The 24,769-nt window shown below is 42.9% G+C and carries 16 protein-coding genes and 1 other RNA gene; 12 read left to right on the top strand and 5 right to left on the bottom strand.

Annotated features, from left to right (window positions below):
• Window positions 1-178 precede the first annotated feature (178 nt).
• Entirely contained in the window at window positions 179-5,203 is a 5,025-nt protein-coding gene (locus tag FBB35_RS20510; RefSeq protein ID WP_174711174.1) for a CHAT domain-containing protein, read from the bottom strand.
• Window positions 5,204-5,409: 206 nt separating this feature from the next.
• On the opposite strand from FBB35_RS20510, the gene FBB35_RS20505 reads away from it, so the two are divergent.
• From FBB35_RS20505 to FBB35_RS20480, 6 genes are all read left to right on the top strand, one after another.
• Window positions 5,410-7,245, top strand: coding sequence for a ShlB/FhaC/HecB family hemolysin secretion/activation protein (locus tag FBB35_RS20505; RefSeq protein ID WP_174711173.1), 1,836 nt, complete (start codon window positions 5,410-5,412; stop codon window positions 7,243-7,245).
• Between the two features lie 375 nt (window positions 7,246-7,620).
• A complete protein-coding gene (locus tag FBB35_RS20500) occupies window positions 7,621-8,277 on the top strand; it encodes a pentapeptide repeat-containing protein (RefSeq protein WP_174711172.1) in 657 nt (218 codons plus the stop codon).
• Between the two features lie 351 nt (window positions 8,278-8,628).
• The gene (locus tag FBB35_RS20495; protein WP_174711171.1) at window positions 8,629-9,021 is read left to right on the top strand and encodes a hypothetical protein; all 393 of its coding nucleotides are present in this window, start codon (window positions 8,629-8,631) and stop codon (window positions 9,019-9,021) included.
• 20 nt (window positions 9,022-9,041) lie between these two features.
• Window positions 9,042-12,647 (top strand): WD40 repeat domain-containing protein, encoded by a 3,606-nt coding sequence (locus tag FBB35_RS20490; protein WP_174711170.1) that lies wholly within the window; start codon window positions 9,042-9,044, stop codon window positions 12,645-12,647.
• Window positions 12,648-12,999: 352 nt separating this feature from the next.
• A complete protein-coding gene (locus tag FBB35_RS20485) occupies window positions 13,000-13,161 on the top strand; it encodes a hypothetical protein (RefSeq protein WP_174711169.1) in 162 nt (53 codons plus the stop codon).
• Window positions 13,162-13,300: 139 nt separating this feature from the next.
• Complete coding sequence (locus FBB35_RS20480; protein ID WP_174711168.1) at window positions 13,301-13,696, top strand: hypothetical protein; 396 nt, start codon at window positions 13,301-13,303, stop codon at window positions 13,694-13,696.
• Window positions 13,697-13,788: 92 nt separating this feature from the next.
• Here the strand turns inward: FBB35_RS20480 and FBB35_RS20475 are convergent, their stop codons facing one another.
• The 3 genes from FBB35_RS20475 to fraC all read right to left on the bottom strand — a co-directional run bounded on the left by FBB35_RS20475 (window position 13,789) and on the right by fraC (window position 16,269).
• Window positions 13,789-14,568 carry an ABC transporter permease gene (locus FBB35_RS20475; RefSeq protein WP_174711167.1) on the bottom strand — a complete coding sequence of 260 codons (780 nt, stop codon included), beginning with the start codon at window positions 14,566-14,568 and terminating at the stop codon, window positions 13,789-13,791.
• Window positions 14,569-14,663: 95 nt separating this feature from the next.
• Window positions 14,664-15,671, bottom strand: a complete 1,008-nt coding sequence (gene fraD, locus FBB35_RS20470) for a septal junction protein FraD (RefSeq protein WP_174711166.1) — start codon at window positions 15,669-15,671, stop codon at window positions 14,664-14,666.
• Between the two features lie 52 nt (window positions 15,672-15,723).
• A complete protein-coding gene (gene fraC, locus FBB35_RS34885; RefSeq protein ID WP_254625635.1) occupies window positions 15,724-16,269 on the bottom strand; it encodes a filament integrity protein FraC in 546 nt (181 codons plus the stop codon).
• Window positions 16,270-16,505: 236 nt separating this feature from the next.
• Here fraC and FBB35_RS20465 point away from each other — a divergent pair, with 236 nt between their 5' ends.
• Window positions 16,506-17,642 carry a cob(I)yrinic acid a,c-diamide adenosyltransferase gene (locus FBB35_RS20465; RefSeq protein WP_163934608.1) on the top strand — a complete coding sequence of 379 codons (1,137 nt, stop codon included), beginning with the start codon at window positions 16,506-16,508 and terminating at the stop codon, window positions 17,640-17,642.
• 460 nt (window positions 17,643-18,102) lie between these two features.
• Here the strand turns inward: FBB35_RS20465 and FBB35_RS20460 are convergent, their stop codons facing one another.
• Window positions 18,103-19,185 (bottom strand): MraY family glycosyltransferase, encoded by a 1,083-nt coding sequence (locus FBB35_RS20460; RefSeq protein WP_174711165.1) that lies wholly within the window; start codon window positions 19,183-19,185, stop codon window positions 18,103-18,105.
• A gap of 157 nt (window positions 19,186-19,342) precedes the next feature.
• Between FBB35_RS20460 and groL the strand changes: the two genes are divergently transcribed.
• The 5 genes from groL (at window position 19,343) to rnc (ending at window position 24,697) form a co-directional block, all read left to right on the top strand.
• Complete coding sequence (gene groL / locus FBB35_RS20455) at window positions 19,343-21,025, top strand: chaperonin GroEL (RefSeq protein WP_174711164.1); 1,683 nt, start codon at window positions 19,343-19,345, stop codon at window positions 21,023-21,025.
• 518 nt (window positions 21,026-21,543) lie between these two features.
• Entirely contained in the window at window positions 21,544-22,689 is a 1,146-nt protein-coding gene (corA, locus tag FBB35_RS20450; RefSeq protein ID WP_174711163.1) for a magnesium/cobalt transporter CorA, read from the top strand.
• A gap of 63 nt (window positions 22,690-22,752) precedes the next feature.
• Window positions 22,753-23,451 (top strand): hypothetical protein, encoded by a 699-nt coding sequence (locus tag FBB35_RS20445; RefSeq protein WP_174711162.1) that lies wholly within the window; start codon window positions 22,753-22,755, stop codon window positions 23,449-23,451.
• A 45-nt stretch (window positions 23,452-23,496) separates the two neighbouring features.
• An RNA gene (gene rnpB / locus FBB35_RS20440) (RNase P RNA component class A) lies at window positions 23,497-23,908 on the top strand.
• Window positions 23,909-23,977: 69 nt separating this feature from the next.
• Window positions 23,978-24,697: a ribonuclease III gene (gene rnc, locus FBB35_RS20435; protein WP_174711161.1), complete on the top strand. Its 720-nt coding sequence runs from the start codon at window positions 23,978-23,980 to the stop codon at window positions 24,695-24,697.
• Window positions 24,698-24,769: the final 72 nt, after the last annotated feature.

Here is a 24,769-nt window from a genome sequence, read left to right as displayed (position 1 = left end):
TGAGGTTTATATGTTAGTTTTTGTGCCACAACTTTTGGCATAGGTGCGGATGAATTGTAAGTATTTTTAGCTCAGTTGGCTTATGTCTGCGTTTAAAATTTTTTTATGTTATGCGATCGCATTTTTGCCCAAAATTCTCCGTGGGTAAAAGGGTGAGAGTATAGTTCCTCTTGCCGCTTTACCAAGGATTGCCAACCATCGTGAATCCAGACCAATAATAAGGATGGGTAAGTAATTGCTCCCCATCATCAGTACTGTTATTAGGTAAAGACAAGTTCCCCACTACTCCCAAACCTTCTAATTGACCATTTTTAACATAAATTTGCCCTTTGGCCATAGCTACCTGAGCCTGTCTGAGGGCTTCTGCCTTAATTGAAGCTGTCCTCAAGTTTTGATAAAATTTTGTCATCAAGGCTGCTGTACCAGCATCATTAACCGACCAAAGACTAGCAACACTAGTTTTCACGCCTGCCAGCACTGCTAAACCTGCAAATCCAAGCTCTGACTCTTCATCTCCTAATGCTGTTCTACAAGCACTCAGCACCAACATTTCAACTTCGGGTTCATTAAAGCGCAACTGTCGTAATTGGTTCAAGCGTAACTTGTCCTCCCACAGTTGAATATAAGAATTACTCAAAGCGCCAGTAGTAAAATCGGCATGGGTTGCCATGTGAATAATTCCAAAAGGTTGTTGGCGGCGGATAGTTTTGAGATTTGCTAAGGTGGCTTGCTTGTCTAACAATAATTTGCCCTGCCAAAGTTTGGACACCAATGTTGATAACTCCAGGGGAACTGCTGGTAAAGGCTCTTGTCCTTGTGTACTCTGAGAAACTCCCAGCGCTAAGACTTGAGATTTTTTAATGTCTTTATAAAGAGTGTTAGTCAAGCTGATACTGGGCATCAAGCCAATGCTATATTTTTCTACTAGAAACCCCTTGCCATCATGAAGTGCTGCCATTGGGGTTGAACGTAACCCAATATCTGGTAGAAAAACCAAATTATTAATTTCTCTTGCTCGTAAATCTGCCTCTAGTGGTGCAATTATCCAGCGATAAAGTTGTTGAGATGGACGCAAATAACCAGTGCGGCGACGGTTTTGTGGACTAACTATTTGGTCACGAAATTCTTGAGCTACTTGGAGAACTTTGGCTCTGGTCGTTTCTGGGATGCGCTTGCGGATGGGGTCGCCTTTTCCAGTGACTACGACTATTTCCAGTTGGTCGCTATCCTGCTCTGCTAGAGTATTTAATTGTTTAGTAAATTTTTGAGATTTGCCCAAATTTCTCTCTGGTATTATCTCCACAGGAACAAAACTGATGTAAATAAATGCAGGTTTAACACCAGTTGCTTCTTCAATTTTGCGAGCAATTTCTTTGGCATCATCTAGTGTTTTAATTTTAGGAATTGGGATGCCTAAATGGTCGGCAAAATCATCTGTGAATTGATCTTCGGGCGTGGGATCGGTATTAATAACAGGGTTATCAATCTTAGGATTATTGGGGCCAGGGACATTCGGTTTATCTGGAGTGCATTGGAATGAGCAAGGGGGAGGATTCGGGGTATCATTCCGGGTAGGAATCTGACTGACGTTGATTCCTATCTGTACAGGTGCAGAAGACGAAACGCGGTCATTTGCACTAATTACAAAGGCATTTAGTGACCCATTTACATCAGTCGGAGGGGTATACACCAGAGTATCGCCGCTAGATAAGGTAGTTACACCAGGAATGACGGGAAATCCATTGACAGTTAGATTTCCTGTATTCACTACATTAACTTGGATGGAGGTGATGTCATTATTAGCATCGCTGACCAGTGCAGCCAAACTAGAGAATGTCAAGGTAACAGGTTGATTGGTCTGGGTGTTGGGTAGCGATGAGTTTGACGTTAATACAGGCGGAGTGTTGACGGAAGTAATGGTGATGCCGGTTGGGGTGCCGATGGCATCTCCACCAGTTGGTAAAACAGGAAAGTTACCCGAAGCGATAGTTGTGCCGCCTCCCACATCAATTGTTCCGGCTGTACCATTAGTACTCGTCGCATCACCCACAATAAATGGCACATTACCTGGGCCACCATCATGTCGAATTGTGACATTGCCTCCGGCGATGCTAGTGGTTACACCTTCTCCAGAATCGAAAATTCCGCCGGTGGCGATGGTAGTACCTACCCCTATTCCTTGAACTAGTCCGTTTGTCAGCACTTGCACATTGCCACCTTGAACAGTGTTGCCATTAACAAAATCCGTTGTGGCCTGTGTGTTGATGTTGTTAAAGCGAATTGTGCTGCCAAAGGGATTGGTAGTTCTTAAAGTAACGTTGCCACCTGTGGCACTTGCAGTACCATCCACTCCGGTGGCAGTTGCTGAGGCATCAATGCCATCATTAACGGTGATATTCTCTGTGGCAGTTAAGGTGACTGCGCCAGCCGTGCCAGTAAAATCGCCACCTGCAAACTTGACTACAGACGAGTTAATCGCCCCAGTGGTAATACTACCTGCTGTAGTTGTTGCAACTATATCGCCACCCCTACCTAAGCCACCAGCATTACTGGAAAAGGAATCGATAGTATCAGTGAGGATATTGCCTGCCGCAGTCAAAGTAACTGTTCCTGGGATGCCACCACCACTAAAGACACCACTATCGCTGGTGTTAATCTGATTTAGGGTAATTCCACCATTGCTGCTTAAGACTTGAACATTACCTGCTGAATAGCCTTGTCCACTGGCAATAATATTGCCTGCACTAATGTTGCCTGTCGCAGACAAATTTACATTCCCGCTTCTAGCGAAATCACCTGTTGTGTCTAGATTTCCCAATGATAAGCTGGCTCCCGAAATGTTTATTGCTCCTCCGCCTGTCTGGATTGTGTTGGTGGGATTAACGAAGTTTACAGAACCGCTTTGTGAACTAAGGCTGAAGCTACCACCATTACCCAAGTTTAATGTAGCAATACCAGGGGTAGTCACTGTTGGTGTACCTCCGGTGATGTCATTGATCGTAATATTGCCTGTAGCTTGTAAGCTGATATTTGCACCCGAAGCTGCGATCGCACCCCATGAAACTGTATTTGCCCCAATGTCTGCATCGCCAAAGGCAATATTGCCAGCTGTAGCATCAAAAGTACCTACTTCACCATCGATAATAGTCAATGTGCTGGGGTCTAATAATAAAGTGCCAAAGCTGCCATTGGCGACTGAGGTATCTACTAAACCCTTAAAGGTCAAGAAATTTTTGCCTGATACTTCGACATTTCCACCATTGCCAGAATTTGCTCCTCCACGAGCCGAAATGTTACCAAAATATTGAGTTGTATCGTTACCCCAAACAATTACCCGTCCGCCGTTTCCATTCAAATTGCTATCGGCATTAATGACGGAGTTGGAGTTAATATAAGTTTGATCTGCGTTGGGTAAAGTTCCCTTACCTTGGTAATCGCCGCCAATTAACACAGTACCGCCGCCATTGCTTCCAGAGGCATTAATATTGGCATCAACCAGCGCAACTTTTTTACCCAAAGCAGTTACCGTACCACCTGTTTGACTTGATACATCTACTTTGCCTGAAACAATTGTTGTCCCTGGTGTTGTGGGAATTGTGACGTTAGAGCCTGTCAATTTTACAGTCCCATCAGGATTGGCAGTTAACCCAGTGTTACCAACAGTGAGCAATTCAGGTATTGAGGCGATGGGAATTGTCCAGTTATTGGGTTGATTGCTACTAGAGGCGAGGGGCTGAATTTCGAGACTCAACAGGTTTCCTGGCTGACTGAGACGCACCCAATTTTGTCCTGGTACGGATGTGATAGAAATCTGCCCTCCCGGTGCCGAAAGTTGCCCGGTGTTAACTACAGTACCACCCAATAAATTCAAATTTTGCCCAGCACCTACTGCCAAATTTCCAGCATTGGCGATCGCTCCTGGCTGGTTCATACTAAAGGCAAATCCGTTGGGGTTGCCAACTAAAGCAGCGTAGTCATTAACACCAATAGCGTTGAACCAACTGCTGCCAAAACCAATGCCATTGGCTGTTGTCACCGTGAAAGCACCAGGCACATTTAGGCTGGCGTTCGATCCAAAAATAAATCCGGCTGGATTCATCAAGAATAGGTTAGCATTGCCACCTGTTACCTGAATTAAGCCATTAATGACCGAGGCATTCCCGCCTGTAATTCGACCAAGGATATTTTGCAGCGCCGGACTAGCTTGAAAGTTGGCGATTTGTTCTGGTGAAATGCCAAATTGTTGAAAGCTATGGAAAAGGTTAGCACCATCTCTAGAAGTTGTACCGCCGCTGATATCCAGTCGATTACCGTTGGGTGTAACAATTGTGTTTGTTCCATCAGCAGCAGGGACAATTTGTTGTGCTTGGGCTAATCCCATAGTAGTGACTGTCACCAGAGGCAAAATGGCTAGGACTGAAGCGGCGATTTTGTGTAGTAGAGGTTTTTTACGCCGCAAGATGAAGCGACTTTCGGGCAATTCTACATCGATTTGTAACTTTTCTGCTAATCCACGTCGCCAAAGTGCTTGAGCGATCGCCTTCTGTGACCAGAGTATTTGTTCTGTTTTTCTACTAACAGATATGCTTTGAGAATGATTTCGGTACAAGTACAGTGGCTCTTGAACTCGGCGTACCTGGGTTACTTCTGAAAGTCGGAGACATAGGTCGTAATCTTCGGCACATTGGAACGACTTATTAACACCTCCCACCTGATCGTAAACCGATCGCCGCATCAGGCGGAAGTGAAACGTCATGAAGTTCACCAAAAGGTTGTCTTGGGAGTAAGCAATACTACAGCGATGACCGTAGTTAATCACAATGCCCTTTTCATCAATGTTTAAGTAATCGGTATAAACAAATCCTGTTTCTGGGTGGTGATTAAGTACTGTAGCAGTTTGGGCGAGGGCGGTGGGGGCAAGAATATCATCACTGTCTACGATACCGATGTAAGTGCCGCTAGTTTGGGCGATCGCTGCCTTACAAGCCGCAGAAACTCCTTGATGCTGTGCTTCTACTACCCGCACTCGCCCATCTTGTTGAGCATAAGCGTTTGTGATCGCCACTGATCCATCTGTGGAGCCATCATCCCAAATTAGTAACTCAAAGTCTTGCCATGTTTGCGCTAATACACTGGCGATCGCTACCCCAAGGTAAGACTCCCGGTTGTAATTGACGATGACTATGGAGATCAGTGGTGGCATCGAAGTATTCCCAAGTTTTCTACCTGCTATCACAATATAATGCTAAGGGCTATCACTTAGAAGAAATTGCTGTTAATTATTGTTTTAGTTACAAATCTTCTGAAATCTGAATGTCAAAAATATGATATTGAAATATTCATACAGCCATAGCACACTCAAAAATCAAAATCAGCCCAGTCGTAAAATAAGGCACCCACTGAGGAGAAATGATAAAAGAAACAGAAACTGGCATTAAGTCGAAAACAATTACTCACAAAAGCATTGTCTGTTTCTCTCATCAGTTAAATACTTGGCAAAGTCTAGCAATTACTAGATGGAATAAGCACAGTTTCAGTTTTCAGTGTGGCTTACTAATTCTGCCTGCGGTCTGGATTGTAACTGCAAATGGACTGAGAGCTACGGCGAATATATTGACACCAGACTCAACTCCAAAGATTAGCCAGCCAGAGTTACAAATAGTACAGGCATCAGAAACTTCCCCGGAAAATAACCCCAATCAAGCCGAACCAAATCCCCAACCAGAAACACCACAACGAATTCGGGTTCGCAAAATCCAGGTTGTAGATAGCACAGTTTTTAATGAAAATGACTTTAATCCAGTTGTCAAACCCTTTGAAGAACGGGACTTGACTTTAGAAGAAATCAGACAAGCCGCAGATGCTATTACCCAGCTTTACTTAAATAAAGGCTATATAAATTCCAGAGCAGTTCCAGACATTCAGCAACCTAATACCGCCGATGGTATTGTGGTAATTCGGATAATTGAAGGGCGTTTGACAGAGATTGAGATCGAAGGAACTCGGCGATTAAATCCATCTTATGTTCGTAGTCGCATCCAATTAGGTGCTGGTACTCCTCTGAATACTAGTAAGCTCGAAGATCAACTGAAGCTGTTGCGACTCGATCCCTTATTTACAAATGTAGAAGCACGTCTGCGTCCAACGGGTAAGGTTGGTCAAAGTGTTCTCATTGTCAGAGTTGAAGAGGCCAACCCTTTAACTGGTAGCTTGGGTGTAGATAATTATTCCCCTCCGAGTATTGGTGCAGAAAGATTGGGTATTGAACTGCGCGATCGCAATTTAACCGGGATGGGAGATGAGTTAGCAGGCTCCTATTACCACACCCTTTCTGGTGGTTCCGATGCCTTTGATTTTAGCTATCAAGTTCCTGTGAACGCCATGAATGGTAAGGTGCAGATTAGAGCGGCATTTAATCGCAATGAAATCACTGAGGCACCCTTTGATGCTTTTGGCATTCGCGCCAACCAGGATCTTTATGAAATCAATTATCGTCAACCATTGATGCGATCGCCTAGAGAAGAATTTGCCCTATCTTTGGGATTTACCTATCAAGATGGTCAAACCTTCCTCTTCGATAACCTGGCAACCCCCTTTGGCATTGGGCCTGATGCTAATGGCGTTAGCCGCACCAGTGTAATTAAATTTGGTCAAGATTATATTAAGCGCGAACCTCAAGGAGCTTGGTTTTTGCGATCGCAATTTAATTTTGGCATTAACGTATTAGATGCAACTATCAACAATGACCCCACACCAGATGGTCGCTTTTTCAGTTGGTTGGGTCAAATACAGCGCGTCCAGCAACTCAGCGCCGATCATCTGTTGCTCATTCAAGCAGACTTGCAGCTAACACCAGATAGCCTTTTACCTTCCCAGCAATTTGTGATTGGCGGTGGACAGTCTGTAAGGGGATATCGCCAAAATATCCGCTCAGGGGATAATGGATTTCGTGTAGCGATCGAAGATCGGTTCACAGTGCAGCGCAATGAATCTGGATTATCCGCGATTCAACTTGCACCATTTTTAGATATGGGAGCAGTTTGGAATCAATCTAATAATCCGAATCTGCTACCCGATCAAACTTTTTTGGTGGGTGCAGGCTTAGGATTATTATGGAATCAAGCAATGGGAATTGATAATCTGTTTTTACGCCTCGATTATGGATTTCCATTTATCGATCTGAGCGATCGCGGCAATAACGCTCAAGATGATGGCTTTTACTTTAGCCTTCGCTATCAACCTTAGTACAGCAATATAGGCGGGCTTTGTTTGTGTAGCTGAAGATTCCCTTACCTTGTCAATAAGAGGCAGGGGGCAGGGGAGACAAGTGGAGAGATTTATTGAATAATTCTCCCTTGTCCCCCTTGTCTTCCTGCCCCTGCTCCCCTGCCCCTCTGCCCCCTGCCTCTGCCTCCTGCCTCTTTTTCAATGTTTCTTGACTTATGTCAGCATTTTTTGTTTTAAAAATTACTGAAATAGCGCTATTTCAGGTAATTGGCGATTTTTGATCAATTTATTTTTGATTATTTACTGAGCTAATCTGCATTTGGGGTGTACTCTCAATATACGGTAACTATCACACTCGACCTTTGAGATAAATTACACCCAGAGGTGAATACCATGAAAAATTATGCTGATAAGCAGGAATTTATATTAAGTCAAATCACAAACAAGTATTTTCAACGCCGAGATTTCAATGGATATGACTTGAGTGGAATTGACCTAAAAGGAATTGATTTAAATGGTGTTAACTTCATAGGAGCAGATTTAAGTGGCGCAAATTTGTGTGGCTGTGTTCTCACTCGTGCTAATTTAAGTGGTGCAAATTTGATGCAAGCTAGCTTACGCAACGCTAATTTGTATGAAGCATCTTTGTGTGAAGCTAATTTGACTAATGCTGATTTAACAAGAGCAAATTTGTGTGGAACTTTCTTATGGCGGGCGAAATTCACAGGTAGTAATCTTTGGGGTGCTTCTTTATGTGACGTGGATTTGAGAGAAGCAGACCTAAGTGAAGCATCACTAATTGAAGCATCACTAATTGAAGCTAATTTAGTTAGAGCAAATCTCACAAGAGCAAAGTTATCTGGAGCAAAATTACTAGAAGCTAATTTAGCTGAGGCTAATTTAACTGGTGCAGACTTGACATGGACAAATTTAACCAAGGCAAACTTAACTAAAGCAAACCTTTGGCAGACAAACTTAATTTATGCAAGGTTCCGGGATACTATCATGCCTGATGGCACAATTAGGCAACCTCAAATAATTATTTATTAATCAGAAGTAGCCCTGTCAAAGTGAGATAATCTTGTGATTTCGTTTTCATGCTCTGTATGGGGCTTTCCTTTTAGCTGTAACCACATGTTATTGCGTAAAATTTGTCATTTATCTTTTTCAGAAGCAAAATATTTAATTTGAAAGCTTAATTTTTAGTTAGTAATTTAGGATATTTCAGCCCCTCTCCGCGTCGGAGAGGGGTTGGGGAAAGGTTCATCAAACTCACGTTAATTCAGTTAAAACTTGGTCAAAACTTGGGGTGCAGTACTTTATTTGCGTAATACACCCTATTTTCGTTGTATGTATCTTAGATACATCGAATTGCTCTTGTAAACTTATTGAGAATTAACTATGGAACCTATTTCTCTGATTATTGCTGCTTTAGGTGCTGGTGCGATCGCTGCTACTAAAGAAACCGCAGGAACAGCCGTGAAAGATGCCTATCAGGGTTTGAAGGCTTTGATTAAACAGAGGTTTGTTGATCAGGGTAAAGAAGATGATAGCAATATCGTAGACAAGCATGAAAAAAAGCTGGATTCAGAAGCATTTAAGGCATTGCTCCAAGAAGAGTTAACCAATTTAGGCGTTGATAAAGATGCGGAAATTATCAAGTTAGCTCAGGAGTTATTGAAACAGGAAAAGCCGGAGGAATCTGCGGCAGGTAAGTATAACACAGTATTTCAAGGAGAAGTGAAAGGCGCTCAAGTAGGCGATCGCAACACACAAACAAATACCTTTAGCTAAAAGCTACTAGAGTATCTAAAATGAACCATACAGAGTTTCAAGCTGAAGTTAAGGGCGCTCAGATAGGCGATCACAACATTATCTACAACTATTTTTACTACAGAGAAGAGGTAAAACCTACATCTGTTGATGTTGCTGATGAATATCTCCCTTGTCCTTATCGGGGGTTGTTTCATTTTGGCCCCAATGATGCAGATATATTCTTTGGGCGAGAAATTTTTATCGAAGAACTTTATAGTGCAACTAAAACCCGGAATTTTATACCCGTATTGGGTGCATCGGGAAGCGGTAAATCTTCGGTGGTATTAGCGGGGTTAGTCCCGAAGTTGCAAACAGCCGGAAATTGGCAGTTTACTCACTTTCGTCCTGGTGCTGATCCTTTCCATGCGTTGGCTGTAGCTTTAGTGCCACTTTATACGCCTAATTTAGATGCAACTGACCAAATTGCCCAAGCCCGCAAGTTAGCTGGTTACTTGCAAAATGGCTTTATGCTGATATCAGACGTTTTTGCCAAAATTCGGCAAAATCACCCTAATGAACGGGTACTATTAATTGCTGACCAATTTGAAGAAATTTACACTCTCTGTCACCATCAGGAAACTCGCCATAAATTTCTTGATTGTTTATTAGCTAGTTTAGAAACTTCTACTTCTCTATCTGCATCCGCTACGGTGTGGGTAACAACAATGCGGGCAGATTTTTTGGGCAATGCTCTCTCTTATCGTCCCTTTGCGGATGTTTTGCAAAATGCTGATGTGAAATTAGGGCCGATGAATCGGGAGGAATTAACACAAGTAATTGAAAAACCTGCCGAAAAATTAGGGGTGACTTTTGAAGCCGGACTGGTAGAAAGCATTTTAAAGGATGTGGAAAACCAACCGGGAAATTTACCTCTGCTAGAGTTTGCCTTAACAGAGTTGTGGAACAAGCGCACGGGTAAACAATTAACTCACAAAATCTATGAAGAAATTGGTCAAGTAGAAGGTGCGTTAGCTCGTCATGCAGATGAGAAATATGGCAACTTGACAGAGGAGGAGAAAGAACAAGTCCGGCGGATTTTTATTCAATTGGTGCGTCCGGGTGAGGGAACAGAAGATACTCGACGCGTGGCGATGAAGGCGGAATTGGGGGAGCAAAGCTGGGATTTGGTCAAACAATTAGCTGATGCTCGGTTGGTGGTGACAAGTCGCAATGCTACCAGTCAAGAAACGGTAGAAGTAGTCCATGAAGCTTTGATTCGCAACTGGGGAGAACTGCGCGAATGGATGAATAAAGACCGCGTTTTTAGGGCTTGGCAAGAGCGACTGCGTTCAGCAAAGAGACAATGGGAAGCAACAAAGCAAGATTCTGGTTCATTGTTGCGGGGTGCAGCGTTGGTAGAGGGGGAAGAAAAGCTAAAACAACGGCGAGAGGATATTAGCGCAGGGGAGCAAGAGTTTATCCAAGCTAGCGTAGCATTGAGGGATAGGGAGAATCAGCAACAGGAACGCAGAAGAAGGCTGACTTTTTATGGACTGGCAGGGGGTTTGGTGTTAGCTTTGGGTTTATCTGGACTAGCGGGTATAGGCTGGAGAAATGCCGAAATCAGTCAAATTAATGCCTTTGCCCAAAGCTCCGATGGGTTTTTGAGTTTAGATGGGCGAAAAGCTGTTGAATCAAGCGTCAAAGCTGCTGTCAAAATGCGAGGTAAATTCTGGGTTGATGCGGATACCCGCACCCAGGTAAAACTGACATTATTAAATACAGTTCAAAATGTTGCCGCACCCAACACCTTGGGAGGACATACAAACGGAGTTTGGGGCATCAGCTTCAGTCCCAATGGCAAGATGCTAGCTTCTGCCAGTGGTGACAACACGGTGAAACTGTGGGATACCAGCACAGGCAAAGAAATCAAAACCCTTACTGGGCATACAAACTCGGTTTATGGCATCAGCTTCAGTCCCGATGGCAAGATACTAGCTTCTGCCAGTGCTGACAAGATGGTGAAACTGTGGGATACCAGCACAGGCAAAGAAATCAAAACCCTTACTGGGCATACAAACTGGGTTTATGGCATCAGCTTCAGTCCCGATGGCAAGATGCTAGCTTCTGCCAGTGCTGACAAGACGGTGAAACTGTGGGATACCAGCACAGGCAAAGAAATCAAAACCCTTACTGGGCATACACACTGGGTTTATGGCATCAGCTTCAGTCCCGATGGCAAGATGCTAGCTTCTGCCAGTGCTGACAACACGATGAAACTGTGGGATACCAGCACAGGTAAAGAAATCAAAACCCTTACTGGGCATACAAACTGGGTTAATGGCATCAGCTTCAGTCCCGATGGCAAGATGCTAGCTTCTACCAGTGGTGACAACACGGTGAAACTGTGGGATACCAGCACAGGCAAAGAAATCAAAACCCTTACTGGGCATACAAACTCGGTTTTGGGCATCAGCTTCAGTCCCGATGGCAAGATGCTAGCTTCTGCCAGTGGTGACAACACGGTGAAACTGTGGGATACCAGCACAGGTAAAGAAATCAAAACCCTTACTGGGCATACAAACTGGGTTAATGGCATCAGCTTCAGTCCCGATGGCAAGATGCTAGCTTCTGCCAGTGCTGACAACACGGTGAAACTGTGGGATACCAGCACAGGCAAAGAAATCAAAACCCTTACTGGGCATACAAACTCGGTTTTGGGCATCAGCTTCAGTCCCGATGGCAAGATGCTAGCTTCTGCCAGTGCTGACACCACGGTGAAACTGTGGGATACCAGCACAGGCAAAGAAATCAAAACCCTTACTGGGCATACAAACTCGGTTTTGGGCATCAGCTTCAGTCCCGATGGCAAGATGCTAGCTTCTGCCAGTGCTGACACCACGGTGAAACTGTGGGATACCAGCACAGGCAAAGAAATCAAAACCCTTACTGGGCATACAAACTCGGTTTTGGGCATCAGCTTCAGTCCCGATGGCAAAATGCTAGCTTCTGCCAGTGCTGACAACACGGTGAAACTGTGGGATACCAGCACAGGCAAAGAAATCAAAACCCTTACTGGGCATACAAACTGGGTTTATGGCATCAGCTTCAGTCCCGATGGCAAGATGCTAGCTTCTGCCAGTGCTGACAACACGGTGAAACTGTGGGATACCAGCACAGGCAAAGAAATCAAAACCCTTACTGGGCATACAAACTGGGTTTATGGCATCAGCTTCAGTCCCGATGGCAAGATGCTAGCTTCTGCCAGTGCTGACAACACGGTGAAACTGTGGGATACCAGCACAGGCAAAGAAATCAAAACCCTTACTGGGCATACAAACTGGGTTAGAGGCATCAGCTTCAGTCCCGATGGCAAGATGTTAGCTTCTGCCAGTGGTGACAACACGGTGAAACTGTGGGATACCAGCACAGGCAAAGAAATCAAAACCCTTACTGGGCATACAAACTCAGTTTTGGGCATCAGCTTCAGTCCCGATGGCAAGATGCTAGCTTCTGCCAGTGGTGACAACACGGTGAAACTGTGGAGGCTGGATTTTGATTATTTACTTCAGAAAGGGTGCAATTTTGTGCGCGAGTATTATAAAACTAATCCCCCTGATAATGAGAGTGACAAGCACCTGTGTGATGGTGTTGGTAATTCGTAATACCGCTACGCAGAAGCAACCTACGTAAGTCCTATTCGTATTAAAAAACCATATCAAATAACACCGTCAAAAAAATCCTCATTCTCTTCGCTAACCTTAAAAACACAGCAAATCTGCGTCATACAGAATTGGTATAAAGATTTTGAACTCAGAATTGGGTTTGGGGAAAAGGTTAAAGGTTTTTTCTTTCTCTTTTCCCCTTAGCCGACAAGTATTGACCTACGCCTAATCCATATTATCCAAACTTGATATTACCTATGCGGGAACCGTTATAAGTACTGCTTAAGCCGTAGTTAATACAAATTAAGCAGTACTTATTAATGGTGAAGCTGTAGTTACAGATGCTCATTATATGATAAGTAAACTTGAAGCTATAGTTAACACAATTTCTTCTGTAGTTATGAATGCTCAAGCTGTAGTTAACACAGCTTCTTCTGTGGTTATAAATGCTCAAGCTGTAGTTAACACAGCTTCTTCTGTGGTTATGAATGCTCAAGCTGTAATTAAGATTTGATCGACGCTTTAGATAAATTAAGAGAATTTACCAGTAGTTATCTCATAAAAAGTATAATTGTTTTTGTGGATTTTGCTGAACCAGAATGTATTTTCAGTAGGACATAGTAACTATATAAATATTACGAGTAACTAAATTTATGTCTTTGAGAAAACGTACATCCCGCGTTCTAGAAAATGCTGAGTTAAGATTTGCTGGACTCAAAGCAATTGATGCCAATCTGGATCTTGGAAATACTTGTAATTTAAAAGTCCTGACAGAAGTAATTGAGCAATTACGCAGCAAGTTAGAAGCTCATAATACTGCTCTCAGCACGATTGACTCTTCCAAAGTAGAAATTGAAGCATTAGAACAAACCTTGGGTACTTTCTCCGAAAAAATGCTCATGGGAATCGGCTTTAAATACGGCAAAGATAGCCGCGAATATGAGATGGCTGGTGGAGTTCGCAAAAGTGAACGTATCCGTAAAAGCAGAGCGACTCGCTTAAAAACTATTGCACAAAAAGCATCTATGCAAGGCACTCAACCCTTGTAGATGTGTAAGCAACACAGTTCGGATAAGTAGGGGAAGAAAGAAAGTTGTTAACTTGTAATTCTTTCTCCCCTGCTTGGCTCAACGCCCGATGACTAAAATTCGCGTTGCGAGAAGATAGAAATAGCGATCGCTAACAACATGGCACTATAAAGTAAGCCATAGCCAGCATTTGTAATCAGTGTAGTTGGGTCAGGGAGGGCTTGCAAACCATAAACGGCATCATTTTTCAAATCTAATCGAGATAAATCTGGCAAAATGAGAAACAAACCTTGAGTTAGAAGTTCCATACCAGGGTTGCGGCTCAGACGACCTAGTTGTACTAAATCTTGGGTAATATTTCCGATTAAATATACCGCAAAGGTCAAAACAGTCGCTAGGAGAGAAGCAGTAAAAACACCGAAGGTAATAGCCATAGCGGTGATTAATGATAACTGCAATACTAAGAAAATTGCAGCAATTAAAATACTCGCCGTTGGATGAGGAATGTTAGCAAATTGCAGAAATATCAGATAAATTACTGTCATCGTGGCGACAAGTACAGCTAATACTACGGATAAACCTAAGTATTTGCCAAAGATAATTTCGCTGCGACTGACAGGTTTCGCAATTAACAGTAAAATAGTACGTTTTTCAATTTCTTTATTAACCAGTCCCGTACCAACAAATATTGTCACAATTAACCCGATGGCATTCATCGCCGCCATCCCGAAGTCTAAAAATATTTTGTCTTCAGTCGTAGCTGCAAATTCAGGCAGGACGCGAAAGGCAGTAGCGAGTATAAGCGCATAAAAACCAATAATATATAGGATGCGATCGCGTACCACTTCCTGAAACACATTCTTTGCCAATACAAAAATTCTGTTAATAATCATTTGTCATTTGTCATTTGTCATTTGTCATTCTCCCCCTGCCCCCTGCTCCCTGCCCCCTGCCTCCCCTGCTCCCTGCCCCCTGCCCTCATCTCTTCTCACTGCTGCGGAGGCGGCGATCCGGCAATTAATTTACTGGCGCGATCGCATTCAATTTCTGCAACTGTAATCTTATTACCTGAATTGCTAGTTGCTGCAACTGGTTCAATTCGACAAGATTTTTTCAAGTAATAGCCCCGTGGGTTAGAACTTGGCCCTATCCAAATACTTAATAAATCTAATATATATCCAGACTTAGTATTAGCTACACGCGGCTCAATGCGCCATAAATCCTTCTCTTCATATTTACCCAGGCTTTTTTGAATTACTTCTCTACCTAGAGTTCCTACTCGCTGTTTTGCCTCAAGCAACCATTTCTCTACTTCTGACCAAGGTGTTTGGTTTATTTGTTCTACTACTATTGGTTGAAGTCTTTCTAGAATTACAACACCGTTTTGTGGAATTTTTACTCGTTCTTCTGTTCTGACAACAAAGGTACTACGTTTAAAAGTATCTGCTTGCAAACTCGGATATTGTTGAAACCAATGATCCATTACAAAATAAAACTGAATCCAGCAACTTAGTAGCATACTACTAGCAACTAAAATTATGATTCTTTGGCGGTCTTGTGGCTTAGGAATTCTAGCTTTAGCGTCTGTGTCAGTTCCTTCAATAAATTCTGGTATTGCTGTAATTAGTGCTGAAATTGTTGGCCAAAAAACGATTGTTCTGGGTGTAATTACATCCTGTTGATCTCCAAAAGCAAAAACGCTTACTAAGAATCCAGTGATTACTGCCCCAACTGGCATAAAAGTGCCAGGAACTCTCAAAGGATCTTGAGTTGTATACCAAGCTGTGCCGGCAATTAAAAATAACCAACCGAAAAAGGCAATAATATCTTTGATATAGCCTGTAGCTAAATATGAAAGTACCCAAGAAAAAACACTCAAATAAATAAATGTCTGCCAAGAATAAGCTTTGGGTGGAACTAATACTTTTCTAATTCCTGCATAAAGCCCTTCTGTAAATTTAAAAACCCCAAATACATCTTTAAGTAGCGTATTCATTTTCCTCCTTCCACCTAATTAATCACTCGTCTTCCTTTTAAGTAAAAGCTTGCTATTTTGCACTAAACAATAGAATAAGAGTTATAGCACTATAACTCAGAGAATTCGCTATTAGTACAGTAATTATTAAATTATTACTTTGGAATTTCAAGTTGCCAAAAGTCCGCCATCGCCGACGTTGAGATATTGGAGCTTCCGCTTCCTCTTCTTTTTTAAGAAATTTCTCATTTAATGATAGTAACAATACCTTTAAAATGAAAAACTTCATCAGAAAAGTAGAAAAGAAAATTATAAAAGCAGTTAATATTAGTAAGCCTTGTGTATTCGGTGATTTAAAGTTATTAAAAAACATATAGTTAATTAATTCTGTCCTCACCTGGAGCGGTAAAATTGGTTCTGATACAAAAAATATGAACCAACCAATTACACTAGAAAATAAATTGATAGAAATAGCATAAAAAGTACTGCTTTTTTTGTCAAATTTGAGTCGATAGTGCAAAAGATAAGCTTCGATGGGGATGGCAATCAGTACAAATAAAAAGTCAAACAGAATTCCACCAATGGGAAAAATCCTCGGAAGCATCCAATTCTCAGGCATAAATGGTCAAGGGTAAGGTTTAACTGTAGAGAGTATAACTGGGATAGTGAGGATGATGGGGGAAATTATTACATTGTTCTTGTCCTTTACTATGCTCGTGTGCCAGTATTCCCTGATTGATATTGTTAATACATCAAGCTGAGATTTGTACGGAAACGCTAGAGGGCTAGTTTCTCTACCTAAGATTACAAGACGTTAGGTAAGATTAAAGACTGCCACTTATAGCTTTTCGAGAGATGACAAGGAACGGTATCGGTATTCGCACGGCGCAAGTGCGTCAAGAACGGCTCATTGGTCAAATTCACGTTTACGATGGCGTGGGTAAAGGTAAGTCTCAAGCGGCTTTGGGGGTGGTTTTGCGCTCTATTGGGTTAGGGATAAATACGCCTAGCGATTCTAACCGTGTTTTACTGCTGCGCTTTTTAAAAGGGCCGGAACGGGATTATGACGAAGATGGAGCGATCGCAGCTTTGCAGCGCGGGTTTCCCCATTTAATAGACCAAGTTCGCACAGGGAGAGCCGAATTTTTTGGCCCAGAAGAAATTACCACCTTTGACCGAAATGAGGCGATGCGGGGTTGGGATGTGGCCAAAGGTGCGATCGCTAGCGGTTTATATTCAGTTGTTGTCTTGGATGAAATTAACCCCGTTCTAGATTTGGGTTTGCTACCAGTAGATGAAGTGGTAAAGACATTAAAATCCAAACCCCAAGAGTTAGAAATCATTGCTACCGGACGCGCCGCACCGCAAAAGTTGCTTGATATTGCAGATTTGCACTCAGAAATGAAACCTCATCACCATCCCACAGCCAAAGCCCTATTCCTGGAAGGGATTGAAATTTATACTGGTGCTGGTAAAGGCAAGTCTACTAGTGCTTTGGGGAAAGCTTTACAAGCTATTGGTAGGGGAATCAATCATCCAGGGTCTACTCGTGTGTTAATTATGCAGTGGCTTAAAGGTGGTAGTGGCTACACAGAAGATGCTGCGATCGCTGCTTTGCAGCAGTCATATCCAGAAGTGGTGGATCATCAGCGCTGTGGTGGAGATGCGATTGTTTGGCGCAATTCCCGGCAAGAATTAGACTATGTAGAAGCCGAACGAGGTTGGGAAATCGCAAAAGTTGCGATCGCCTCTGGAATGTATAAAACTATTATTCTCGATGAGCTCAATCCCACCGTTGACTTAGAACTACTCCCCGTTGAACCCATTGTTCAAGCCTTGCTCCGCAAACCCCGCGACACCGAAATCATCATCACTGGCCGCTGTCAAAATCAACCAGCATACTTCGATTTGGCTAGCGTTCATTCAGAGGTTTATTGCCACAAACACTATGCAAATCAAGGTGTTGAACTTAAACGAGGGGTAGATTTTTAAGCACTGCATCTTAATTCGTAATTCGTAATGTTCTCAAGCTTGAATTTTTGGTTAATTGAGAAAAAACCAGAGTAGTGGTCTGTCTCATTAAATTTGAGAGATAAGAGAACGAACCGCGAAGGACGCAAAGAGCGCAAAGTTAAGAGATAAAGAAGAGAAATTTAAAAACTGATTCACCTATCAAAACTTTTGATAGGTTTGTAGTGAGCGATTTATCGCTCAAATCAAGGACTAAAGTCCTTACTACGAACTTTTATAACCCTTCAGAATTAATGCGATGAACCAGTAGTCTGTCTTCTTAAATATGATGGGTGAACCTATTCTTAATTTTTCTTCTTTCTCTGCGAGACGCTGTGCGTAGCTTGCTTCCCCGAAGGGGTGTGCGGTTCGTTCTCTGCTCTTTCAAATTCAATGAGACAGACCAGTAGGGCTAGCATTGCAATGCTGACCCTACAAGCAACTAAGGCTGTTGGCGTATTCTTTGCCAGACAGTAAAGCCCAAAAGAATGACAATACTGCTGGCGGTAGTCATCATTACAGCCAAACTCATACCTTGTATTCTCATTGCCAGCAAGTTGAAAAATAAGGTAATTGACCAAAGTGTGAACGCAGCATGGCGCTGGGAAAGTCCCCAAGCAAGTAAGCGGTGGTGCAGATGATCTTTGCCAGGAGTGCTAAGAGGGTTATTTCCTGCTAGTAGCCGCCGTACAAATACTTGGGTGGTGTCTATTACTGGCAACAATAGAAATAAAACCGTGGGAATTAGTGCATAAACTGTGTTTTGTTGCAGTTTGCCTAAAATACTAGTTGCTGCCAGCACATAGCCAAAAAAGTATGCTCCGGCATCACCCATAATAATTCGTGACGGATGGAAGTTATGGCGTAAAAAGCCTAATGCAGCACCTCCTAAAGCTGCGAGTACCAAGATTGCCGCCGCACGGTTATTAAATTGGGCTGCAACCCCCAACAAACTCATGGCGGTAATAAAGCTGATTCCTCCTGCCAAACCATCCATACCATCCATCAAGTTGATGGCGTTGGTAATTCCTACTACCCACAGTACCGTCAGCAACATAGACAGGAACGAGTCGATAGGAGTACCAAACAGCACTTTTACACTGATGCCATTAGCTACTAGCAACAGTGCCGTGACAATTTGCGCCCACAATCGAATAGAGGGTGGTAAGCCGAACTGATCGTCGATAAAGCCCACCAGGACTAATATCGAACCTCCTAACAGAATAGTGAGCACCTGAGCCAATACGTTTTGGAGTTCGATCGGTCGTAAAAGGCTAGCTAATACCAGTGCGGCAATGACACCCGCGTAGATAGCCAGCCCCCCTGCATTGGGTAAAGGTTCGCGATTGAGTCGCCGAGCGTTGGGTTGGTCAGCCCAACCTACCCGTAAGGCAAATTTGCGGACTGTCGGAATTGAACGCCACGTTACAAGCCAAGCCAAAAGGAACGTAAATACTACTGCCAACCAGCCGGTGCCGCTAGGGTCGGCAATACCAAGGGACTTAAGGGAGTTGTCTAGATTCATCTCCCAATTCAAGCATTACTGCCAGTATCTATAAAGAACATCACCTGTATATTAATCAATTTTTTTATTTCCATTTGTAACTTGAGCTGATTGAGAGATTAGCACTCTTGCTCTGTGAGTGCTAAATTGTCTAATGGAAGCGCTGGAGAAATAAAACATGGCGAAAATTATTGCATTTGACGAGGAATCGCGGCGAGCTCTAGAAAGGGGTGTTAACGCCCTTGCTGATGCCGTAAAAATCACCTTGGGGCCTAAAGGTCGTAATGTCCTTTTAGAGAAAAAATTTGGCGCACCTCAAATTGTCAACGATGGTATCACTGTTGCCAAGGAAATTGAATTAGAAGATCCTTTGGAAAATACTGGTGCAAGACTCATCCAAGAAGTGGCCTCAAAAACTAAAGATGTTGCTGGGGATGGTACAACCACCGCCACAGTTTTAGCACAAGCCTTGATTCGGGAAGGTTTGAAGAACGTCGCGGCGGGTAGTAACCCAGTTAGCTTGAGACGCGGGATCGACAAAACTATTGAGGCACTGGTACTGGAAATTGCCAAGATAGCCAAGCCAGTAGAAGGAAGTGCGATCGCTCAAGTTGCCACTGTTTCTGCTGGTAACGATGAAGAAGTTGGTCAAATGTTAGCTCAAGCAATGGAAAAAGTCACCAAAGATGGTGTAATTACCGTTGAGGAATCTAAATCCCTGACAACTGAACTAGAAGTAGTTGAAGGGATGCAGATTGACAGAGGTTACATTTCACCCTACTTTGTCACCAACAACGAGCGGCAAATCGTGGAATTTGAAAACGCCCGGATCTTGGTGACAGATAAAAAAATCGGCAGCATCCAAGATTTAGTACCAATTTTGGAAAAAGTCGCCCGTTCTGGTCAGCCCTTGCTAATCATCGCTGAAGATGTCGAAGGTGATGCTTTGGCAACTTTGGTAGTGAACAAAGCACGGGGTGTACTAGCCGTGGCTGCAATCAAAGCGCCGGGATTTGGCGATCGCCGCAAAGCTTTGTTAGAAGATATTGCTATTCTCACCGATGGACAGTTGATTTCGGAAGAAATCGGCTTAAGTTTGGATACCGCTGCTCTAGAAGCGCTGGGAACTGCTCGCAAAATCACCATTGACAAAGAAAGCACCACTATTGTCGCTGGCAGTGTCACCAAGCCAGAAGTACAAAAGCGGATTGGTCAAATTCGCAGGCAGTTGGAAGAAACCGATTCTGAATACGATCAAGAAAAACTGCAAGAACGCATCGCCAAGCTCGCTGGCGGTGTGGCAGTGATTAAAGTGGGTGCGGCAACCGAAACCGAACTCAAAGACCGTAAACTGCGGATTGAAGACGCGCTGAACGCTACTAAAGCTGCTGTGGAAGAAGGTATTGTTCCTGGTGGTGGGACAACTCTAATTCACTTAGCTAAGGCAGTAGAAGCGATTAAAAACACTCTACAAAATGACGAAGAAAGAATTGGGGCTGATATTGTCGAACGAGCGCTAGAAGCCCCCTTGCGCCAAATAGCAGACAACGCTGGTGCTGAAGGTTCTGTAATCGTCTCGAAAGTCCGGGATAGCGACATCAACATTGGCTATAACGCTGCTACTGGCGAATTTGAAGACTTGATTGCTGCTGGTATTATCGACCCTGCCAAAGTCGTGCGTTCAGCTTTGCAAAATGCTGGTTCCATTGCTGGTTTGGTCTTAACCACCGAAGCGATCGTTGTTGAAAAGCCGGAGAAGAAATCTGCTGCTGCCGCTCCTGATATGGGCGGTATGGGTGGCATGGGCGGCATGGGCGGCATGGGTGGTATGGGCGGCATGGGCGGCATGGGCATGTTCTAACTTCTGCTCACCCAGATAAATATTTTTTCAGCAGTTTGTCTTGTTAAGGCAAACTGTTTTTTTTATAGCATTGCTGATTCAGAGCCGATATGTTATCTCTATTGCTGGGAAGTAGCTGGGCATAAATAAAAGTAAGCTGTTAAGCAAATAAGATTGCACATTGAGATCGCAGGGAGGCAGGGGGCAGGGAGCAAGGGAGAGGATTTGCAACTTTTACTACCATAAAAATGATGCAATTTAAATGACGATTAGCTTAATCATCATGGTTATCAGTTATTAATCATGAATACAACTAACTACTAAAAAAATGCCGATTCCTAAATTCGCAAATTTAAAGAACTGCTTAATTTAAAAACTACAGTCTTTGTATTAATTTTTGTAATATTAATAGCAAAAGCTGAAATAAATAAAAACGCCTAATGGGTTCTGAGTAAGGAATTTTACTTCTTTACTAAGAACTGTGTAAAGAGGAACTTGTTTAATTCCCAATTCCCAATTTCCAATCTAGGTAATATTGTATGGTACGAAAACTGCGTCGTCTTCCCAAAATAGTAACTAGGCTATATAAAAAAGATGAGTTCCATCACCAACCAGGTACTATACCTGGAACAATTTTTATTGATGAAGATTCTCCGCCACCGATAATTTTCTTGATTGACTATAACCAAAGCAATTTCATCCGCAAACAAATGGCAACTCCAGAAGAATGTGTTCCATATCTGGAGATGGAATCCATTTCTTGGGTAGATGTACAAGGTTTAGGCAGTCAAGATATATTACAACGATTGGGTCACGTTTTTGAATTACATCCTCTCGTTTTAGAAGATATAGTCAATGTACCAGAGCGTCCTAAAACCGAAGATTATGAAGACCAATTACTATTCATTGCCCGCATGGTAGTACCAAAGGAAAGATCGTGTGGTTTTTACAGCGAGCAAGTAAGTTTGATATTAGGTAAAAATTATTTACTGACAGTCCAAGAAGAACCAGAACATGATTGTTTTGAAGCGGTGCGATCGCGAATTGAAAAAAACAAAGGTATCATCCGTAAACAAGGAGCGGATTATTTAGCTTACGCTGTATTAGATGCAATTATTGATGGATTTTTCCCAGTGCTGGAGCTTTATGGGGAGCGCATCGAAGAGTTGGAAGAGGAGGTAATAGTTAAACCAACCCCACAAACACTACAAAATATTTATCAAATTAGGCGAGAACTACTGCAACTACGTCGTGCTATCTGGCCACAGCGAGATGCAATTAATTCTTTGATTCGAGATGGCAGTGATTTGATTAGTGAAGAAGTGCGAATCTACTTGCGAGATTGTTATGACCATACAGTGCAAGTTATGGACATGGTAGAAACTTATCGAGAACTAGCATCTGGATTAATGGATGTGTATCTTTCGGCAGTGAGCAATAAAATGAATGAAATCATGAAAGTACTAACGGTAGTTTCAACAATTTTCATTCCACTGACTTTTGTGGCCGGAATATATGGTATGAACTTCAATACCGAAAAATCGCCATATAATATGCCTGAGTTGAATTGGTATTGGGGTTATCCACTTTGCTTGGCAGTTATGGCAGTGATCGCACTTGGTTTGCTATTCTTTTTTTGGCAACGGGGCTGGTTGCAAAACTCTGTAACAATTAAGCGTAATTAATAATTGCAGATGGATGACGAATCAAATATACATTCATTATTACAGGAGTTAATATTTTAATTTATGAGGAGTAGCGACCAGAATTTAGTAGTTTTGACAGTTTATATTATCGGTGTTTCCTATATCTTTAACCGCATGGTTGAATCTATCGATGATCAAGTTAAGTTTGAGTTTAAAAAAGGAATAGTTGACGAGCAACTCAAAGAACAAAATCTCGATGATAAAATTGGAATTTCCTTTAAACTCAAAGCCTCATACCCAATTGACGATTTGAAAGATTTAGGAATTAGCATTGAAAATAAATCAGATAATGTTGCCCTATACGTTGACTGGGATAACAGTTCTTTAGTAGTTGAACATAGCAAGCAATCGCGTCGCGTCATTCGGAAATCACCAGATTTAACCCGCGACTTAGCAGTACCCCAAAGTCCTAGCTTGATTGCTCCCAAGAAAACACTTTCTGAAACAGTGACAGCAGAAGATGTATTTGAGCGTGATCAAGTAGCTGGAACCTATTTAGCAAAAAAACCACTAATTGATATCAATGGGCTGCAAAAAGGGCAAAAAAAATTGTACAACGACTTTATTAACAGAAAAAAGGAGTTGGACTTTTCCCTGCAACTGGTACTCAGAGTGTCTGAAGTGCGTTTGGGTCTAGCCCCAGGTCGTGATTTTCCTCCCATTAGCATTATCAATTGTCCTTTCACAGTCAGGAAACTACCTTGGACTTACGCTCTACCTTGGAATAAAAAAAAGCAATAGCAACCAGACAGACTATGCCATCCAAGATTACACTGGATCTAAGGAAAGAGTAGACGCAGGCGGTTGCAGATCAGTCATAATCACTGAGCTGAGGAAAGTCCGGGCTCCCGAAAGACCAAACTTGCTGGATAACGTCCAGTGCGAGCGATCGTGAGGATAGTGCCACAGAAAGATACCGCCAGATCAATTAAAAATTAAAAATGTAAAATGAACAATTTTTAATTTTACATTTTTAATTGATCTGGTAAGGGTGCAAAGGTGCGGTAAGAGCGCACCAGCAGTATCGAGAGGTGCTGGCTCGGTAAACCCCAGTTGGGAGCAAGGCGATAGGAACTACGGTTGGTCTTTTACCAGTTCCGCTCAACGAGAGCCGCTAGAGGCGTTTGGTAACAAGCGTCCCAGATAGATAACTGCCCTCGCAAGAGAACAGAACCCGGCTTATGTACTGCTCTTTCCCCCTTTTTTAGTGCTGAGTTTAGGAGTTAGGACTTAGTATTTTCCCTTTCCCCCTTCCCCCTTCCCCCCAATGCCCCTTGCCTACCCACGCCGTCAACGGCAACTCGAAAGTTTAGTCCAAAAATTAGGTTTGTCGCGAGAAGCACCTATCAAGTGGGAACTGCTAGATTTAGCACTGACTCATCCCACTGTTTCTGATTCGGCGAATTATGAACAATTGGAGTTTGTTGGCGATGCAGTGGTGCGGCTGGTGTCGGCTGTTGTGTTGTGGGAAAATTATCCCGATTGCCCAGTAGGGGATTTTGCGGCAATTCGTTCGGTGTTAGTGAGCGATCGCATTCTCGCCCAATTAGCCAGAGTTTATGGTTTGGAGTTATACTTACTAGTCGCCGGTAGTGCTACGGCTGATAAAGTTGGTCAAGAGTCACGACTGGCAGATGCTTTTGAAGCAGTTCTGGGTGCGCTTTATTTAAGTACTCAAAATCTGGAATTGATCCGGTCTTGGCTAGATCCGCACTTCCAAGAACTAACAACAGAAATTCGCCTCGATCCTGCCAGACTTAATTACAAAGCTGCTCTTCAAGAATGGACTCAGGCGCAATTTAAAGTTTTACCAGAATATCGAGTTGTGGAAGTCACTCAACCACACCATAATCAAGAACGTTTCATGGCTGAGGTGTGGCTGCATGGAAAGAAACTAGGAGTTGGTAAGGGGCGATCGATCAAAACTGCTGAACAAGCCGCAGCTAAAGTAGCTTTTTTAGCAATCCCTAATCCGCAAATACCCTGAGCTTAAAAGACTGACAATTAGCCGATAATCATTTGGTTGTCACTGGTCATTTGTCCCTCGTCCTTTGTTGAC

Origin of the sequence: Nostoc sp. TCL240-02 (assembly GCF_013343235.1) — a bacterium.
GTDB lineage: Bacteria > Cyanobacteriota > Cyanobacteriia > Cyanobacteriales > Nostocaceae > Nostoc.
Note: the sequence above shows the minus strand (reverse complement) of the source record. Positions and strands in the feature narration are given on the sequence as shown.

Excerpts from the sequence above, each read along its gene's own strand:
- fraD (WP_174711166.1), bottom strand. The coding sequence starts at position 15,671 with ATGAATACGCTACTTAAAGATGTATTTGGGGTTTTTAAATTTACAGAA.
- fraC (WP_254625635.1), bottom strand. The coding sequence starts at position 16,269 with ATGCCTGAGAATTGGATGCTTCCGAGGATTTTTCCCATTGGTGGAATT.
- rnc (WP_174711161.1), top strand. The coding sequence starts at position 23,978 with ATGCCCCTTGCCTACCCACGCCGTCAACGGCAACTCGAAAGTTTAGTC.
- FBB35_RS20510 (WP_174711174.1), bottom strand. The coding sequence starts at position 5,203 with ATGCCACCACTGATCTCCATAGTCATCGTCAATTACAACCGGGAGTCT.
- groL (WP_174711164.1), top strand. The coding sequence starts at position 19,343 with ATGGCGAAAATTATTGCATTTGACGAGGAATCGCGGCGAGCTCTAGAA.
- FBB35_RS20460 (WP_174711165.1), bottom strand. The coding sequence starts at position 19,185 with ATGAATCTAGACAACTCCCTTAAGTCCCTTGGTATTGCCGACCCTAGC.
- FBB35_RS20505 (WP_174711173.1), top strand. The coding sequence starts at position 5,410 with ATGATAAAAGAAACAGAAACTGGCATTAAGTCGAAAACAATTACTCAC.
- FBB35_RS20485 (WP_174711169.1), top strand. The coding sequence starts at position 13,000 with ATGATAAGTAAACTTGAAGCTATAGTTAACACAATTTCTTCTGTAGTT.
- FBB35_RS20465 (WP_163934608.1), top strand. The coding sequence starts at position 16,506 with ATGACAAGGAACGGTATCGGTATTCGCACGGCGCAAGTGCGTCAAGAA.
- FBB35_RS20490 (WP_174711170.1), top strand. The coding sequence starts at position 9,042 with ATGAACCATACAGAGTTTCAAGCTGAAGTTAAGGGCGCTCAGATAGGC.
- FBB35_RS20500 (WP_174711172.1), top strand. The coding sequence starts at position 7,621 with ATGAAAAATTATGCTGATAAGCAGGAATTTATATTAAGTCAAATCACA.
- FBB35_RS20480 (WP_174711168.1), top strand. The coding sequence starts at position 13,301 with ATGTCTTTGAGAAAACGTACATCCCGCGTTCTAGAAAATGCTGAGTTA.
- corA (WP_174711163.1), top strand. The coding sequence starts at position 21,544 with ATGGTACGAAAACTGCGTCGTCTTCCCAAAATAGTAACTAGGCTATAT.
- FBB35_RS20445 (WP_174711162.1), top strand. The coding sequence starts at position 22,753 with ATGAGGAGTAGCGACCAGAATTTAGTAGTTTTGACAGTTTATATTATC.
- FBB35_RS20475 (WP_174711167.1), bottom strand. The coding sequence starts at position 14,568 with ATGATTATTAACAGAATTTTTGTATTGGCAAAGAATGTGTTTCAGGAA.
- FBB35_RS20495 (WP_174711171.1), top strand. The coding sequence starts at position 8,629 with ATGGAACCTATTTCTCTGATTATTGCTGCTTTAGGTGCTGGTGCGATC.